Origin of the sequence: Rhizobium sp. BK060, from assembly GCF_014193145.1 — a bacterium.
In the GTDB taxonomy this organism is placed as follows: Bacteria; Pseudomonadota; Alphaproteobacteria; order Rhizobiales; family Rhizobiaceae; genus Rhizobium.
This window is the reverse complement of record NZ_JACHYW010000019.1, coordinates 99,903-115,587: the sequence shown is the minus strand read 5'-3', so window position 1 is coordinate 115,587 and position 15,685 is coordinate 99,903. Positions and strand designations below refer to the sequence as shown.

Sequence of the window (15,685 nt, the reverse complement as noted above, 5' to 3'; positions counted from 1 at the left end):
CCCCTCGTCAGAAGTCCAGATCGGCGTAGTGCGACACCGGCGTCAGGCCCCGCACGCGCTCAGTGAGCAACGGTCGGAAGGATGGACGCGACTTCAGGCGCTGATACCACTCTTTCACAAGAGGGGCTTCCGACCAGTCGATTTCACCGAGATAATCGAGAATGGAAACGGCGGAGGCAGCAGCCAGATCGGCATAGCTCATGCGGTCACCCGCCAGCCACTGGCGCGAGCCTGCGAGCCATGTCAGGTATTTCATGTGCTGGCGGATATTCGCCCGCGCCGTGCGAAGGATCTTCGAGTCAGGCGCGCCGCCGCCCTGGTCTGCCGTCATCTGCAGCTTATAGACCCGCTCGCGGGCAAGCGGCTTGGTCACGTCGGTTTCCATCTTCTGCATGAACCATTCCGTCAGCCGGCGAATTTCGGCGCGCTGGAATGGATCTTCGGCCAGCAGCCGGCGGTCACGCTTGAGCACGCCATGCGTCTCGTCGAGATATTCGGAGATCACAGCGGCGCCGCACAGCGCCCGCATGCTGTCATCGACATAAACCGGCAATGTTCCGGCTGGATTCAGCGCGAGGAAATCCCGGCGCTTCTCCCATGTCTGTTCCTCGATCAGGTCCGCCTGATAGCCGTACTCCGTCAGGATCAGCCGGACGAAGCGTGATGCGGATGACATAGGGTGATGATAGAGCGTGGGCATCGATTCTCGAATTTTTTTTGAGGGGTGTGGCACGTTGCAGGTGCGCGATGATTATAGCGCCCTAGTCATGACTCATTCGTTGAAGCTATAGGAGCTTGGCCCTTCCAATACAAGCGAGTCGGGCTGCCGACCGCCTGGACAAGGGAAGTGTACGTGCCCGAAAACCGATTTTTGCTTTCTCGCCCTGCCTTCGTCACTTCCAGACGCCATAACCCCACCGCAAGCTCGACCAAACTCCACGGAGAGAATTTATGGACTATGTGAACTCTATAATTCTAGGCATAATCGAGGGAATTACCGAGTTTCTGCCGATCTCGAGCACCGGTCATCTTATCATTGCTGAGCAATGGCTTGGCCATCGATCGGACATGTTCAACATCGTCATTCAGGCAGGTGCGATCCTCGCCGTCACCATCATTTATTGGCGTCGTCTTCTGGATCTCGTTCTGGGTTGGCGTGATCCGCGCAACCGCTCTTACGCCGCTAAGCTGATTGTCGCATTTCTCATCACGTCGATCCTCGGACTGATCGTGAAGAAGCTCGGATTTCAGCTGCCTGAGAATGCGACGCCGATCGCCTGGGCGCTGATCATTGGCGGTGTCTGGATGATCTTTGCTGAATGGGCGGCCGCCCGCCGACCGCCCCACAAGGAGATAACCTGGCTCGTTGCCATCTTGGTCGGCATTGCCCAGGTGGTCGCCGGCGTCTTCCCGGGAACGTCACGCTCCGGCGCAACAATCTTCGTTGCCATGTTGGCAGGCACCGGCAATCGTGCAGCCGCAACCGAATTCGCCTTTCTGGTCGGCATCCCCACAATGTATGCCGCAAGTGCCTACGAATTGGTGAAGACGTTCAAGGATGGTGGCGCAGCAAACGAGGACTGGACAAGCCTCGGAATCGCCTTCGTCGTTTCGACGATTGTCGCATTCGTCGCCGTGAAATGGCTGCTGTCCTACATCAGGAGCAACCGGTTTACGGCGTTTGCGATCTACCGCATGATTCTTGGCGGCATTTTGCTCGCTATGGCGGCGACCGGGATGATTGCCTGAAACGGTTTTTGATTGCCGCATTCGCGCACCGATGGCGCGGATGCGGATTGCGCGCTGAAGCAACGAACAAACACCATGAAGCGCGCGGGCTTCAGCTTCTGATCGAACTTGCCGTATCTGATAGAAAAACCAGGCGCTACGGCGCCGGTTTCTTGTTATCGGCTGATGGAGCCGGTCTCGCAGGGATCAACGCCGTAGGCTGGCGAGCACTCGCCCTTCACCGCTGCAACCGAACCGGGTGCAATGAAGGAGCCTGCCAGAATCACCAGCGCCGCACACGCAAACAGGAGCGCGATTGACCTACCCATCGAAAAAAGCCTTTCAAAAGTCGTTGGCGCCCCGTCAAGGCGCTGAGTCCATTGGGAGACGCGCGGGGTGTGTAGTCAGTGAAATGACAAATAGCAATAAATCTTCCTGCTAAATTTGGTGTTAATTCCGCTAATTTTTTCGTGCGGCTTTTATGCAACGAATGCCTGCCGGACATAGAGAAAAAAAGCATCCACAACTTGCGCGATTCCGGAAGACTCTTCCAAGAAAAATGCCGCCCGCGAGATCACGAGCAGCACTACTGATTACAAGATAGACAGCTGGCCTTTAGGCGGCCTTGCCTGATCCAGTGTATTGGCCGTGCGGACGATACTGCACGAGGTACGAGCCGATCACCGAGCTCACCAGAGTTGGAGTGATGCCGATGCCCTTCAAGGTGCGGCCCTCGGCTTCCGCTTCCTTGGAGACGATGTTGTTCTTCTTTAGAAGCCGTACCTGATCTGCGGTGATCGGCGGTGTGATGAATGGAACGAGCGAGGCAACACTGCCGATCAGGGAGGCAATGCCGAAAGGAAGCGAGACCAGGCGATTCTTGCGCCAAGTTGCCTTCAGCATGATCTCGAGACATTCGCGGAACGTTAGCACTTCGGGTCCGCCAAGCTCGTAGACTTCGCCTGCGGTCACCTTGTTCTCGACGGCTTTGGCTACGGCCTCGGCTACGTCGACGACATAGACCGGCTGGAACTTCGTCTTGCCGCCACCGATCAACGGCAGGAAGGGCGAGATGCGCGCCATGTCGGCAAACTTGTTGAAGAAGCCGTCCTCGGGCCCGAAAACGACCGACGGGCGGAAGATGATGGCATCCGGTTTGATCGCGTGGATCGCTGCCTCGGCGCGACCCTTGGTGCGGGCGTATCCGGAATCGGAATGGGCGTGAGCGCCGATCGCCGAGATATGGATCAGCTTGGCGCCGACGCCGCGAGCCGCCTCGGCGACAGCACGCGCACCGAATTCCTGGACCGCTTCGAAGGAATTGCGGCCGGTCTCGTGCAGGATGCCGACACAGTTGACGACGTAATCGGCGCCTTCGACGGCGCGGTCGACCGAGTTGCGGTAGCGCAGATTTGCCTGGACGAAGGATATCTGTCCGACATTGCCAAGCGGTTGCAGGAAGCCGGCGAGGTCAGGGCGGCGGACGGCAACGCGGATGCGGTAGCCGCGCTTTGCCAGCACGCGCACGATATGCCTGCCGATGAAGCCGGACCCTCCGAACACGGTGACGAGTGGCGGCAGGTTGGCAAGGGTCATGGCAGGCTCCTCGAAAGGCTCAATTGTTTGGTCGATCTGGTTTCGTCTTAGACCAATCGCGGCGCGACGAAAAGGGCCATCGCGCCGCTGAGAACTCGCCTCAGATGCCTTCGACGACGACCATCTCGGCGTCGGCGACATCCTGGCGGATTTTCGCCGCGATCTGGTATTCCGGCGAATTGTAGCAATCGACAGCGTGCTGCATCGAAGGAAACTCGATCACCACGTTGCGCGCGCGCGCCTTGCCCTCGAGTTCGGTGATCGCGCCGCCACGGGCGAGAAAGTTGGCGCCGTACTTTTCGAAGGCCGGCTTTGCCGCCGCGACGTAATCCTTGTAGCGCTCCGCGTCACGAACATCGACGCGCGCAATCCAATATCCTTTTGCCATTTTAGATGCTCCCTGGCTCACGTGATTATTGAAGGGCCGCCGACATCTCGGCGAGGATCGCCAGGGCCGCCTCCTTGGGATCGGCTGCCTTGACGATCGGGCGGCCGACAACGAGATGGCTGGAGCCGGCCTTCAGCGCGGCAGCCGGTGTCATCACACGCTTCTGGTCGCCCCTGTCGGCGCCGACGGGGCGAATGCCCGGCGTGACAAGCGCCATATCGGGGCCGATGATCTTGCGGACGGCGGACGCTTCCTCAGCGGAGCAGACAACGCCACCCATGCCGGCGAGGTGCGCCTGTTCGGCGCGGCGCAGGACGAGCGTGTGCGGGTCATATTCGTAGCCGGCCGCGATCAGGTCCTGTTCGTCCATCGAGGTCAGGACGGTTACGCCGAGAAGGCAGAGATCGGAGCCCTTTGCGGCCTCCACCGCAGCTTTCATCGCCTTTGGATAGGCGTGCAGCGTCAGCATCGACATGCCCATCTTGACGATGTTCTCGACGCCGGAGGCGACGGTGTTGTCGATGTCGAGCAGCTTCATATCGAGGAAGACCTTCTTGCCGCTCCTGGCAAGGTCGCGCGCAAACTCCAGGCCGCCGGCAAAGGCCAGCTGATAGCCGATCTTGTAGAAGACGACTTCGTCGCCGAGCGTGTCGACGATCCGTTCGGCCTCGCCAAGCGTTGGAACATCCAGCCCGACGATCAGCCGCTCGCGTGCATCCATGTCACATCCATCCCTGCCACTCTTCGATAGGCGTCCAGTCGCACGACAGGCGTCGATCCGCAAGGCTGAAACAGTAGAGATTGCCGCCGCCGCCCGGTTGATCGCCATCGCGCCGGATCGGGCGGCCTTGCAAATGGCACTTTAGCAAAGTTCCCACGCCTCCGTGGCCGACGAATGCAATGGGCAGGGCAGGATCATGCGACGCGAGAATATTGGTAACGGCCGAAATGATACGGCGCTGCGCGTCGATTGCCCGTTCCCAACCCCTGAAGCTGTCTTCGGGATGCGCAAAGAACCAGTTGGCGGCCTTCTCGAACTCAGGTGGCGGCGGCAGGAAGCCGGTTGCCGAGCGGTCGTTCTCATGCATGCCGTCGACAATCTCGATGGCCAGCCCGGCCGCGGCGGCAAGGATCTCGGCGGTCTCGATCGCCTTCGTCTCGTGGCTGGAAGCGACGCGCCGCAGCTGCTTTCCCCAGTCGCTTTCGGCTGCTTTGTGGGCGCGCGCGGCGCCAAGCTGTGACAGCCCCCATTTCGGTACGGGAACCGCCGGATCGATCCTCACCTGCGGATGCGTGATGTAGAGGCCGAACACAGGGTTCAGCCGCGCCGGTAGATCCAGAGCTGCGCCGGCGGGATGTTGCGGACGATAAAGTCGAAGTGCTGGATATGATAGCGATCCGGCCGCGCGATGATCGGCGACACAGGGCCGTACGAAATCTGCACGACGGGCCGGCCTGCCGGCAGGCGGTCGAGCAGGCTCTCGAGAAGCGCGATGCGGGCCTGCATCGGGAAGTTTAGCAGCGGGACGGCGGAAACGACGGAATCGAACTTTTGATCCCTCATGGCGCCGAGCGTCTTATCGAGATTGAACGCATCGCCATTGATGAAGTTCACGCCCGGATAGAGCCGGACCAGGTGCTCGTAGAAGTCCGTCGAATACTCGACAGCGACCAGGTTCTCCGGCTTCACGCCTCGTCCGAGGATTGCCTTGGTGATCGCCCCGGTGCCTGGCCCGAGCTCGAGGACCGGCAGTCCGGAGTGCAGGTTGATGACGCTCGCCATCTTGCGCGCTGTAATGGAGGAGGTGGGAACAATCGAACCGACAGTCTTCGGCCCCTGCATCATTCCCTTGAAGAAGCGGATCTCTTCGTCAAACTTCTTGCCCAGCCGTTCCTTCAGGCGCAACGCCATTCCACCATCCTCCTAGATATGCAACAAAGCAGCCCGGTCTTTAATTGCAGTTGGTTCGAGCGAAAAACAAGGCCCGACGTCGCAATTGGCAAAGTTTGCACGGCAAATGCGACGCGGTTAGACCCGCATCGGCATCAGCACGTAGAGAGCGTCGTCGCCGGTCGTGTCGCGAATGAGCGTCGGCGAGCCGGCATCGGCAAGCAGGAAGATCGCCTCATCGCCGGAAAGCTGCGCCGTAATGTCGAGCAGATATTTCGCGTTGAAGCCGATTTCCATCGAGTCGGTATCGTAGCCGACCGCGACTTCCTCCGTCGCGCTGCCGGAATCCGGATTGTTGACGGTGAGCAGCAGTTGACCGTCGGAGAGGGCGAGCTTGACGGCGCGGCCACGCTCCGAGGAGATCGTCGAGACACGGTCGACGGCTTGCGCAAACGTCGTGCAATCAACGCGCATTTCCTTGTCGTTATTGGTCGGAATGACGCGCTGGTAATCCGGGAAGGTGCCGTCGATCAACTTCGAGGTCATGACGATCGAGCCGATACTCAGTCGGAGCTTAGCGTCGGAAACCTCGACGGTCACGATCGCATCCGGCACATCGACAAGCTTCTGCAGTTCGCCCACGGTCTTGCGCGGGATGATGATGCCGGGCATGCCTTCCGAGCCCGATGGCGCATTCACGTCGGCGCGGGCGAGGCGGTGGCCGTCGGTTGCGACGGCGCGCAGCTTCAGGTCGCCCTTGCTCTCGATCGTGTGGAAGAAGATGCCGTTGAGGTAGTAGCGGGTTTCCTCGGTCGAGATCGCGAACTGCGTGCGATCGATCAGCATCTTGAGGTCGGTCGCCTTCAGCTTGAAGGTATGGCTGAAGGTGCCGGCGGTGAGATCCGGGAAGTCGGATTCCGGCAGGCACTGCAGCGAGAACTTCGAGCGGCCGGACTGAACCGTCATCGAGCCGCCGTCGGTACTGGTCGCCAGCAGGACTTCGGAGCCGTCCGGCAGCTTGCGCACGATGTCGTAAAGAAGATGGGCAGGAACGGTCGTGGCACCAGCCTGTTCGACATTGGCGGGGGTCGCTTCGGTCACTTCGAGATCGAGATCGGTCGCCTTCATGTCGAGGTTCTGGCCCTCGGCGCGCAGCAGGATGTTGGACAGGATCGGGATCGTGTTCCGGCGTTCGACCACGCGATGCACGTGGTTCAGCGACTTCAAAAGGTTGGACCGCTCAATTGTAATACGCATGGGATGCTACCGCTTTCGACCGTTACTGCTTGAGCGCACATGTTGCGCGCCGCAAGGAATGCTTTTGCCCAAGAGGGACCAGAGAGTGGACAGGCAAAATGGCAGGAATTTGCGATCGATTGCAAGAGGTACCAGCGGAAGCGTCAATGCAATTGCCGTTTTCCCGTGCAATGCTCACAGAAATCGCAGCGGCCTTGCCGAACTGCAAGGCCTCGCCCATAAAGGCGCGAAGCCAAAGAAAGTGAAACTATCTTGAGCAATGACGATGTGATGGCCGAAGGTGGCAGGCAACGCAGCTTCCGCCTGCACAATATGTCCATTCCGGCGCGACCATTGGAACCGGCGCTCTACCTCGTCGCGACGCCGATCGGCAATCTCGGCGACATCACATTGCGGGCGCTGGAAACGCTTGCAGGTGCGGATGTGCTGGCCTGCGAAGACACGCGCGTCACCCGCGTCCTGCTTGACCGCTACGGCATTCAAAACCGGCCCTATGCCTACCACGAACACAATGCCGATGAAGCTGGGCCACGGCTCTTGCAGGCGCTGGAATCCGGCAAGTCCGTTGCCCTGGTCTCGGATGCCGGGACGCCGCTGGTCTCGGATCCCGGCTATCGTCTGGCGCAAAAAGCCATCGAGGCAGACTATCGCGTCATACCCATTCCAGGGGCCTCCGCGCCGCTCGCCGCTCTGGTTGGCTCCGGCCTGCCCAATGACGCCTTTCTCTTCGCCGGGTTTCTGCCGACCAAGGACAAGGCGCGTCGCGATCGGCTGGCCGAGTTCGAAGCCGTTCCCGCAACGCTGATGTTCTTTGAATCGCCACATCGTATAGCCGCAACGCTAGCCGCCGCCGCCGATGTGCTCGGCGGTGATCGCGTTGCGTCGGTCTGCCGTGAATTGACCAAGACCTATGAGGAGTTTCGTCGTGGCACGCTGGCGGAGCTTGCTGCCCATTATTCCGACGTCGATAGCGTCAGAGGCGAGATCGTGCTCGTTATCGGTCCGCCTCCAGAGCGCCCGGTAGAACCCGCGAATGTGGATGCGATCCTGGCCGACCTGGCGAAGACCTTACCGACCTCCAAGGCGGCTGCGGAAGCGTCGCGGATCACAGGCATTTCCAAGAAGGAGCTCTACCAGCGTCTCCTCGATATGAAGGGCAGCGATGAGCGATAGGGCCAACGACCGCCGCAAGGCGCTTGGCCGGGGCCATGTCTCCGAGTATCTGGCTGCTCTTTATCTCATGCTCAAGGGCTATCGCATCGTCGCACTGGGCTATCGCACCAAGCTCGGCGAGATCGACATTATTGCACGCAAGCGCAATCTGGCGATTTTCGTGGAAGTGAAGGCGCGCCGTGACCACATGAGCGCCATCGACGCCGTGTCGCCAACGGCGCAAAACCGCATCAGAGCTGCCAGTGATCTGTGGTTGGCGAGGCAACGCGATTATGCTGTGCTTTCGTAGCGTTACGACATCGTGGCCATCCTGCCTGGCCGCCTGCCGCGGCATTTTCCGAATGCCTTCTAATGTGGATTGCAATCGCGTGCAAAAAGGTATCGATGTAACACTCCTGTCATCAAATCATTAAGGAGGCGTCATGGAAGGCCTCTATTGCACTCCTCACCCCAACAACTGGTGGAGAGGGATTAGCCATGTTCAAGAAAATTTCGATGGCGGCTGTGGCCGTAAGCTTTTCGGCATCGTCGTCCTTTGCTGCGACCAACATCACATGGTGGCACGGCATGGGCGGCCGCAACGGCGAAGTCATCAATGAGGTGGCACAGAAGTTCAACGCTTCGCAGTCCGCCTGCGCCCTGACCCCGGTCAGCAAGGGTACCTACGAAGAAGCGCTTGCTGCCGGCATCGCTGCCTTCCGCTCCGGCGAACAGCCGAACATCCTCCAGGTCTTCGACGCGGGTGCTGCAACCATCATCAACGCCAAGGGCGCCGTCGTTCCGGCCGAAGACCTGATCAAGCAGGCCGGCTACAAGTTCGACCGCAATGCCTTCATTCCGGGTGTTCGCTATTTCTACGCTGCTGCTGACGGCAAGTTCGTCGGCATGCCCTTCAACTCTTCCGCGCCGATCATGTACACCAATCCGGAAGCGTTGAAGAAGGCTGGCGTCGAAGCCCCGAAGACCTGGGAAGAATTCGAGGCGATCGCTCCGAAGCTCAAGGCTGCAGGCTACATCCCGCTCGTCCAGTCGCAGCTGACCTGGGAGTTCACCGAGAACTTCTTCTCGCGCAACAACATTCAGTTCGCCACCAACAACAACGGCTACGACAGCGTCGTCGACACCAAGCTCAAGGTCACCGATCCGAACCTCATCATGATGTTCGACAAGCTGAAGGCCTGGTCCGACGAAGGCTACTTCAAGTACTACGGCGCCGGCTGGGCCGACAACCAGAAGCCCTTCGAAGAAGGCAAGGTCGCTCTCTGGATCGGTTCCTCGGGTTCCTTCGGCGGTCTGAAGAAGACTGCAACGATGCCCTTCTCGGCAACCTTCCTGCCCTACTGGGGTTCGATCAAGGGCGCTGGCACCCATAGCTTCATCGGCGGCGCCGCACTCTTTGCCATGTCCGGCAAGTCGGCTGAAGAGAACAAGTGCGTTGCGGACTTCTTCCAGTTCCTGACCTCGCCCGAGATCCAGAAGTTCTACCACCAGGCAACCGGCTACGTCGCCATCACCGAGGCAGCTTACGAGCTCGCCAAGAAGGAAGGCTACTACGACAAGGAACCGGCGGCCGAAGTCGGCATCAAGCAGCTGAAACTCGAAGACGGCGAGTGGTCGAAGGGCTATCGCCTCGGCTTCTATCCGCAGATCCGCGAAATCATGGAACGCGAATACGGCCGTATCTTCTCGGGCGAAACCTCCGTCAAGGACGCTTTCGATACCATCGAGAAGGAAGGCAACCAGCTCCTCGAGCGTTTTGCCAAGACTGCCGGCTGATAAAGCCCATTGCTGAAAACCACGGTTCCGGAGGCGCTCGCCGTCTCCGGAACCGCTTTGCAAAAAGGTCCCGCCATGAAGCGCGTGCAGTTTTCGTCGCCGACGCTGCCTTATCTCTTCCTGCTGCCGCAGATGGCGGTCATCTTTATTTTCTTCTACTGGCCGTCCGTTCAGGCGGTGAAGTCCTCGTTCTTTTTGGAAGACCCGTTCGGCTTCGGCTCGAGCTTCGTCGGCTTCGACAATTACAAGGGCGTTCTCGAAAGCGCCGAGTACCGCTCGATTGCTGGCTTCACAGCCATTTTCACGGCACTCGTCACTTTCTTCTCGCTGTCGCTAGGCTTGCTTCTCGCCGTCAAGGCCGATGCCGTCATCCGCGGCAGCTCGACCTACAAAACATTGCTGATTTCGGTCTACGCGATCGCCCCGCCGGTCGCCGGCCTGATCGGCATGATGTTCTTCGACCAGCACATCGGTCCCTTCGTGCGTTTCGCTGCCCTGTTCGGCTGGGACATGAAGATCGGTCTCAATTATTTCGACACGGCGTTTGCGATGGTGGTCGTCTCCGTCTGGAAACAGATCCCGTACAATTTCATCTTCTTTCTGTCGGGCCTTCAGGGGATTCCCGTTTCCGTTCGCGAGGCTGCGGCGCTCGACTGCCGCTCGGGTTTCCGCCGGTTCTGGACCGTCATCCTGCCGCTCTTGGCACCGACCGCCTTCTTCCTCTTCGTCATCAACGTCACCTATTCGCTCTTCGATACTTTCGGCATCGTCGACGTGATGGTGAAGGACAAGGCCGCCAACAACCCGATCACGCTCGTCTACAAGGTCTACATGGATGGCTTCCGCGGCAACGACCTCGGCGGCTCCTCGGCCCAGTCGGTGATCCTGATGATCGTCGTCTTCGTGTTGACCGTCTTCCAGTTCCGCTTCCTTGAGCGGCGCGTTCACTACAATTGAGGAGCGGGAATGTACCGTCTCAAGATAGTCGATCACATCATCCTGCTTCTCGGCGTCTTCGTCATGATGGCGCCTGTCGTCGTTGCCTTCTTCACCTCGACGCACGATGCCGCCGAGATCCATCGGCAAGGTTTGACCCTCACCTGGGGCAACCATTTCGCCGAGACCTACAGCACCGTGCTCAATCGCGAAGGCGGCTTCACCGGGCAGGTGACCGGGACGCGTATGCTGATGAACTCGTTGATCCTCGGCATCGGCTTTGCCGTCGGCAAGATCATCCTGTCGATGCTCGCCGCCTATGCGATCGTCTACTTCCGTTTCCGGCTCGGAACGCTGTTCTTCTGGATGATCTTCACGACGCTGCTGCTGCCGCTCGAAGTCCGCATCCTTCCCTCTTACGAGGTGATGCACCAGCTGCACCTGATCAACACCTATACCGGCATGATCGTGCCGCTGCTGGCATCGGCAACCGGCACCTTCTATTTCCGGCAGTTCTTCAAATCGATCCCGGACGAGTTGCTGGAAGCGGCGCGTATCGATGGCGCCGGTCCGATCAAGTTCTTCTTCGACGTGATCGTGCCGCTTTCGAAGACGATGGTGGCCGCCATCTTCATCATCATGTTCGTCTATGGCTGGAACCAGTATCTCTGGCCGATGCTGATGACCAACGACGAGAGCTTCTACACGCTGGTGCGCGGCATTAAGCAGATTCTGCTGGTCTGGGTCGGCGCGCAGATCCCCGACTACAACGAAGCCTTCGCCATCGCGATTCTCGCGATGCTGCCGCCTGTCATCATCGTCGTGGTGTTCCAGCGCTGGTTCATCAAGGGCCTCACCGAAAGCGACAAGTAAAGGAAACGCCGATGGCCGCCATCGAAATCAATCAGGTCTCCAAGATCTATACCGGGGACGTGCATGCGGTGAAATCCGTGAACATCGACATCAAGGACGGCGAGTTCATCGTCCTCGTCGGCCCCTCCGGCTGCGGAAAGTCGACGCTTCTGCGCATGGTCGCCGGGTTGGAGGAAATCTCCAAGGGCGAGGTGAAGATCGGCAACCGCGTCGTCAACAAGGTCGACCCCGCCGAACGCGACATCGCCATGGTGTTTCAGAACTATGCGCTCTATCCGCACATGACGGTCTACGACAACCTCGCTTACGGCCTGCGCAACCGCAAGACGCCGAAGGCCGAGATCGATGCCCGCGTCGCTGAAGCGGCCCGCATGCTGCAGCTCGAAGCCTATCTCGAGCGCAAGCCGCGCGCCCTTTCCGGCGGCCAGCGTCAGCGCGTCGCCATGGGCCGCGCCATCGTCCGCAAGCCCGCCGCCTTCCTGTTCGACGAGCCGCTCTCGAACCTCGATGCAAAGCTGCGCGTCTCGATGCGCGGCGAGATCAAGCGGCTGCAGCGCCGTCTCGGCACCACCTCGATCTACGTCACCCACGATCAGCTGGAGGCGATGACACTCGCCGATCGGCTGGTCGTTCTCAACGGCGGCGAGATCGAGCAGATCGGCGCGCCACTCGACGTGTACCACACCCCAGCGTCGACCTTCGTCGCGAGCTTCATCGGCTCCCCGGCGATGAATCTGCTGCAGGGCGAGCTGCATGGCGACAAGCTTGCACTGGGCCCGAACCTGATCGACCTTGGCGGTCATGCACCTGCATCCGGATCTGTCACCGTCGGTATTCGCGCCGAGGACCTGCGCCTCGCAAGCCCTGGCGAACATGCCATGACTGTTGCAGTGGACTATGTGGAAGAGCTCGGCTCCCAACGTCTCGTGCACGGAAATCTCGGCGATCAATCGCTGACGGCAGCCCTGTCTCCGGAGGCGGAATTAACGTCCGAACTGCGGCTGGTCGTGGGTGCCGAGAGACTGCATTTCTTCACTCACGACACCGGAAAGCGTATCGGCGGAACGGCTCTTCAACAGGCCATGGTGGCAAAGACGGAAATCGCCTAGTCCTTTGGGCGTTGTGATCGTTCAAATTGTAGCCACTGCTTGTACGGTGCCTTTACGACTCTCTGCTATCCCGACAAGGATCTGATAGCAGCGGGGGTTGCTCATGGGTATGCAGATGATGCTGGCCAGTGTGGTCGCGATGGCCGCGCGCGTGGTGCCTTTTCCGAATCTGCCGCAACCGGCGGCAAAGACATTTGTGGCGAAGTCCGGCGACAACCTCGTCATGCACGCGACGCCGATCAATCCAGACTGGATCGTCAGCGGCGATCCGCAGGCACGCACCGGGGAGCATTCCCGCAGTAACGACGATGCAGCCTACACGGCGATCTGGGACTGCACGGCCGGCGAATTCCGTTGGTACTTCTACTGGGACGAAACGGTGATGATTCTTGACGGCGGCGTGCACATCCTCGCCGAGGATGGCACGGAGCGCACGCTGGAGGCCGGCGACGTTGCCTTCTTCGCGGCTGGCACCTGGGCGAGCTGGAGCGTCGACAATTACGTGCGCAAGGTCGCGTTCCTCAGGAAGCCGTTTCCGAAGCCAGTTGCGCTTGCCTATCGGCTCCGCAGCCTGCTGCGCGGCGACGCTCCCAAGAGCGGCATCGCGGCCTGAAGATTTCGTCTCGCGAGGCGAGCACGGCGTTGCTTTCGGGGCATCTGCAGCCTACATCTGTCCGGCATTAGCTAAGGGACGGAAATGGCCAAGATCAAGAATGTAGCGGTCCAGATGGACCATGTCGCCGGCATCAATATTGCAGGGGATTCCACCTTCGCGATGAGCCTCGAAGCGCAGGCTCGCGGCTATAAGCTCTTCCACTACACGCCCGAGCGACTGAGCTTCAGAGATGGGAATCTATACGCCACCGTCGAGCCGATGGTGTTGCGCGACGTCAAGGGCGATCACTTCGAGCTCGGAGCGCCCGAACGTGTCGATCTGTCGACGATGGATGTGATCCTGCTGCGCCAGGACCCGCCGTTCGACATGGCCTATATCACCTCGACTCACCTGCTGGAGCGGATCCACCCGAAGACACTCGTCGTCAACGATCCGGCCTGGGTGCGGAACTCTCCCGAGAAGATCTTCGTCACCGAATTTGCCGATCTGATGCCGAAGACGCTGATCACGAAGGACGCGGGCGAAATCCGTCGTTTCCGGGACGAGATGGGCGACATCATTTTGAAGCCGCTCTACGGCAATGGCGGTGCCGGCGTGTTCCACTCGACCAGGGACGACCGCAACCTATCGTCACTGCTTGAAATGTTCGGACAACTGTTCCGCGAACCCTTCATCGCGCAGCAGTACCTTCCCGACGTCCGCAAGGGCGACAAGCGCATCCTGCTTGTCGATGGCGAGCCGGTCGGTGCCATCAATCGCGTCCCCGCCGAGCACGACAGTCGTTCCAACATGCATGTCGGCGGACGTGCCGAGGCAACTGAACTGACGGCACGCGAAATCGAAATCTGCAAGCGCATCGGCCCTGCGCTTAGGGAACGCGGCTTCCTCTTTGTCGGCATCGATGTCATCGGCGACTATATGACGGAGATCAACGTCACGTCGCCGACAGGTATTCGTGAAGTGCGCAAGTTCGGCGGCGCCGATATTGCCGCTCTGCTTTGGGACGCGATTGAGCGGAAGCGCGTCTAGCGCTCCTTGGCTGCATGGCTTCGTGCGGCGAGGACGGTTTTCCGCAGTGACAACTCGCCTCTGAATGATCACGGATCCTGTCGATCCGGGTGTATCGCCTATTTTGTTCTCAAGCTATAACCGGCCACAACCTGCGCACAGCGAAGGCGAGAATCTGTTCCTTTATTGTTCTTGTTTCATTCCCGTTTCTATACAGAATTGCAATTCGCGACAATGATACGTCGTTAAGCTGCGGTGTCGTGGGTTGCGGCACAGGGGATTGGGGCATGGTCGCACGCGTCGGCGCGGTTGAATATCAGGGCATTGAGGGTGTTCCGGTCGAGGTTAAGGTCACGGTCGCACCCGGGCGGGTCGTGACGCAAATCGTCGGGCTTCCCGACAAGGCGGTTGCAGAAGGCCGCGAGCGTGTTTACGCCACGCTGCATGCCTCCGGCCTCTCACGGCCCGGCGCTTTCCGCCGCTGAACTTCTGGAAGTCTCGATGATTCATTCGGTAGCCGGACTACTATCAGGCGGAAGACTTTCGGATCGCAGCCCTTCCGGACCCCGCATCATTCGGCGAAGATGGCCGCCCTGGTGGCAGGCGGCTTGCGCGCCGAGGCCGGGCGAGGCGTCGCTCGCCCACCATGGCGTGCTGTTCCTTGGTGAGTTTCCTGAGTTTTCGCCGCAGGCGCTCGATGCCCTGCGGCAACCGTTGGAGACGGGCGAATGCATCATCGCCCGCGCCAATCATCGTGCGGCCTATCCCGCCAACATCCAGCTCGTCGCAGCCATGAACCCCTGTCGCTGCGGCATGGCGGGCGAACCCGGTCATAGCTGCGCGCGGCCCACGCTGCATGACGGACTACCAGGCGCGCATATCAGGTCCGCCAATGGATCGCATCGACATCCGTATCGATGTGCCTGCCGTCTCTGCCGTCGATCCTATCCGACCGATGCCTGCCGAAAGGAGCGCGGATATCGGCCGCCGCGTTGCCCGTACACGTGACATTCAGCGAAACCCTTTGAAGCAGTCGGACTCGGAGGCATCGGCACAAACGCTCGGTGTTCGACCGCCATGATCGAGAATACGCCGCACTGGATGCTGCTGGCCTGCAGTGCTCCGCGACGCGGCCGTGAAAATGAAGTTCTCGGCGCGAGGCTACTATCCGTGTGTTGAAAGTGGCGCGCACCTTGGCGGATCTCGATGGCAACGAGACCGTAGGCCGCATTCCGAGGCGATTTCCTATCGAATCGCCGGCGAGCGGCTGACGACAGCCGCCTGAAACGAAAAGGGGCGCCGAGGCGCCCCAGGTTCATTCAGGATGAGGGCGT

At 60.1% G+C, this 15,685-nt stretch carries 16 protein-coding genes and 2 pseudogenes; 10 read left to right on the top strand and 8 right to left on the bottom strand.

Features of this window, described 5'->3' with window-relative positions; translation table 11 throughout:
- Nucleotides 1-7: 7 nt before the first annotated feature.
- On the bottom strand, nt 8-700 hold the full coding sequence (locus FHT71_RS20915; protein ID WP_007799497.1) for a glutathione S-transferase family protein: 693 nt from the start codon (nt 698-700) through the stop codon (nt 8-10).
- Nucleotides 701-951: 251 nt separating this feature from the next.
- On the opposite strand from FHT71_RS20915, the gene FHT71_RS20910 reads away from it, so the two are divergent.
- Nucleotides 952-1,749, top strand: a complete 798-nt coding sequence (locus FHT71_RS20910; RefSeq protein WP_132591873.1) for an undecaprenyl-diphosphate phosphatase — start codon at nt 952-954, stop codon at nt 1,747-1,749.
- A gap of 155 nt (nt 1,750-1,904) precedes the next feature.
- Here the strand turns inward: FHT71_RS20910 and FHT71_RS20905 are convergent, their stop codons facing one another.
- The 7 genes from FHT71_RS20905 to dnaN all read right to left on the bottom strand — a co-directional run bounded on the left by FHT71_RS20905 (nt 1,905) and on the right by dnaN (nt 6,860).
- A complete protein-coding gene (locus FHT71_RS20905; protein WP_007799501.1) occupies nt 1,905-2,057 on the bottom strand; it encodes a hypothetical protein in 153 nt (50 codons plus the stop codon).
- 286 nt (nt 2,058-2,343) lie between these two features.
- Complete coding sequence (locus tag FHT71_RS20900; RefSeq protein ID WP_132591875.1) at nt 2,344-3,324, bottom strand: complex I NDUFA9 subunit family protein; 981 nt, start codon at nt 3,322-3,324, stop codon at nt 2,344-2,346.
- Between the two features lie 100 nt (nt 3,325-3,424).
- Complete coding sequence (locus FHT71_RS20895) at nt 3,425-3,712, bottom strand: DUF1330 domain-containing protein (protein ID WP_132591877.1); 288 nt, start codon at nt 3,710-3,712, stop codon at nt 3,425-3,427.
- A 25-nt stretch (nt 3,713-3,737) separates the two neighbouring features.
- On the bottom strand, nt 3,738-4,433 hold the full coding sequence (pyrF, locus tag FHT71_RS20890) for an orotidine-5'-phosphate decarboxylase (RefSeq protein WP_132591879.1): 696 nt from the start codon (nt 4,431-4,433) through the stop codon (nt 3,738-3,740).
- Between the two features lies 1 nt (nt 4,434).
- Nucleotides 4,435-5,025 (bottom strand): histidine phosphatase family protein, encoded by a 591-nt coding sequence (locus FHT71_RS20885; RefSeq protein ID WP_183721725.1) that lies wholly within the window; start codon nt 5,023-5,025, stop codon nt 4,435-4,437.
- A 5-nt stretch (nt 5,026-5,030) separates the two neighbouring features.
- Nucleotides 5,031-5,624: a phospholipid N-methyltransferase PmtA gene (gene pmtA, locus FHT71_RS20880; protein ID WP_007799509.1), complete on the bottom strand. Its 594-nt coding sequence runs from the start codon at nt 5,622-5,624 to the stop codon at nt 5,031-5,033.
- Nucleotides 5,625-5,741: 117 nt separating this feature from the next.
- Nucleotides 5,742-6,860 (bottom strand): DNA polymerase III subunit beta, encoded by a 1,119-nt coding sequence (dnaN, locus tag FHT71_RS20875; protein ID WP_007799511.1) that lies wholly within the window; start codon nt 6,858-6,860, stop codon nt 5,742-5,744.
- Nucleotides 6,861-7,130: 270 nt separating this feature from the next.
- On the opposite strand from dnaN, the gene rsmI reads away from it, so the two are divergent.
- The 9 genes and pseudogenes from rsmI to FHT71_RS20830 all read left to right on the top strand — a co-directional run bounded on the left by rsmI (nt 7,131) and on the right by FHT71_RS20830 (nt 15,636).
- Nucleotides 7,131-8,033 (top strand): 16S rRNA (cytidine(1402)-2'-O)-methyltransferase, encoded by a 903-nt coding sequence (gene rsmI / locus FHT71_RS20870; protein ID WP_183721738.1) that lies wholly within the window; start codon nt 7,131-7,133, stop codon nt 8,031-8,033.
- Nucleotides 8,023-8,385 (top strand): annotated as a pseudogene (locus FHT71_RS20865) (YraN family protein). Before rsmI ends, FHT71_RS20865 begins: the two are co-directional and overlap by 11 nt.
- Nucleotides 8,386-8,510: 125 nt before the next feature.
- Nucleotides 8,511-9,809 carry an extracellular solute-binding protein gene (locus FHT71_RS20860; protein WP_183721722.1) on the top strand — a complete coding sequence of 433 codons (1,299 nt, stop codon included), beginning with the start codon at nt 8,511-8,513 and terminating at the stop codon, nt 9,807-9,809.
- Nucleotides 9,810-9,884: 75 nt separating this feature from the next.
- Complete coding sequence (locus FHT71_RS20855; protein WP_132592019.1) at nt 9,885-10,766, top strand: ABC transporter permease subunit; 882 nt, start codon at nt 9,885-9,887, stop codon at nt 10,764-10,766.
- A 9-nt stretch (nt 10,767-10,775) separates the two neighbouring features.
- Nucleotides 10,776-11,618, top strand: a complete 843-nt coding sequence (gene ugpE, locus FHT71_RS20850; protein ID WP_007799522.1) for a sn-glycerol-3-phosphate ABC transporter permease UgpE — start codon at nt 10,776-10,778, stop codon at nt 11,616-11,618.
- A gap of 11 nt (nt 11,619-11,629) precedes the next feature.
- Nucleotides 11,630-12,727 (top strand): sn-glycerol-3-phosphate import ATP-binding protein UgpC, encoded by a 1,098-nt coding sequence (locus tag FHT71_RS20845; RefSeq protein WP_007799524.1) that lies wholly within the window; start codon nt 11,630-11,632, stop codon nt 12,725-12,727.
- 103 nt (nt 12,728-12,830) lie between these two features.
- The gene (locus FHT71_RS20840) at nt 12,831-13,340 is read left to right on the top strand and encodes a cupin domain-containing protein (protein ID WP_183721720.1); all 510 of its coding nucleotides are present in this window, start codon (nt 12,831-12,833) and stop codon (nt 13,338-13,340) included.
- An 84-nt stretch (nt 13,341-13,424) separates the two neighbouring features.
- Nucleotides 13,425-14,372, top strand: coding sequence for a glutathione synthase (gene gshB / locus FHT71_RS20835; protein ID WP_132591889.1), 948 nt, complete (start codon nt 13,425-13,427; stop codon nt 14,370-14,372).
- Between the two features lie 266 nt (nt 14,373-14,638).
- Nucleotides 14,639-15,636: pseudogene (locus tag FHT71_RS20830) on the top strand (ATP-binding protein).
- Nucleotides 15,637-15,685: the final 49 nt, after the last annotated feature.

What these genes read in the sequence shown, in the direction of transcription:
- gshB (WP_132591889.1), top strand. Translation starts at nt 13,425, where the DNA reads ATGGCCAAGATCAAGAATGTAGCGGTCCAGATGGACCATGTCGCCGGC.
- dnaN (WP_007799511.1), bottom strand. Translation starts at nt 6,860, where the DNA reads ATGCGTATTACAATTGAGCGGTCCAACCTTTTGAAGTCGCTGAACCAC.
- ugpE (WP_007799522.1), top strand. Translation starts at nt 10,776, where the DNA reads ATGTACCGTCTCAAGATAGTCGATCACATCATCCTGCTTCTCGGCGTC.
- rsmI (WP_183721738.1), top strand. Translation starts at nt 7,131, where the DNA reads ATGGCCGAAGGTGGCAGGCAACGCAGCTTCCGCCTGCACAATATGTCC.
- FHT71_RS20860 (WP_183721722.1), top strand. Translation starts at nt 8,511, where the DNA reads ATGTTCAAGAAAATTTCGATGGCGGCTGTGGCCGTAAGCTTTTCGGCA.
- FHT71_RS20910 (WP_132591873.1), top strand. Translation starts at nt 952, where the DNA reads ATGGACTATGTGAACTCTATAATTCTAGGCATAATCGAGGGAATTACC.
- FHT71_RS20905 (WP_007799501.1), bottom strand. Translation starts at nt 2,057, where the DNA reads ATGGGTAGGTCAATCGCGCTCCTGTTTGCGTGTGCGGCGCTGGTGATT.
- pmtA (WP_007799509.1), bottom strand. Translation starts at nt 5,624, where the DNA reads ATGGCGTTGCGCCTGAAGGAACGGCTGGGCAAGAAGTTTGACGAAGAG.
- pyrF (WP_132591879.1), bottom strand. Translation starts at nt 4,433, where the DNA reads ATGGATGCACGCGAGCGGCTGATCGTCGGGCTGGATGTTCCAACGCTT.
- FHT71_RS20900 (WP_132591875.1), bottom strand. Translation starts at nt 3,324, where the DNA reads ATGACCCTTGCCAACCTGCCGCCACTCGTCACCGTGTTCGGAGGGTCC.
- FHT71_RS20855 (WP_132592019.1), top strand. Translation starts at nt 9,885, where the DNA reads ATGAAGCGCGTGCAGTTTTCGTCGCCGACGCTGCCTTATCTCTTCCTG.
- FHT71_RS20845 (WP_007799524.1), top strand. Translation starts at nt 11,630, where the DNA reads ATGGCCGCCATCGAAATCAATCAGGTCTCCAAGATCTATACCGGGGAC.
- FHT71_RS20895 (WP_132591877.1), bottom strand. Translation starts at nt 3,712, where the DNA reads ATGGCAAAAGGATATTGGATTGCGCGCGTCGATGTTCGTGACGCGGAG.
- FHT71_RS20840 (WP_183721720.1), top strand. Translation starts at nt 12,831, where the DNA reads ATGGGTATGCAGATGATGCTGGCCAGTGTGGTCGCGATGGCCGCGCGC.
- FHT71_RS20915 (WP_007799497.1), bottom strand. Translation starts at nt 700, where the DNA reads ATGCCCACGCTCTATCATCACCCTATGTCATCCGCATCACGCTTCGTC.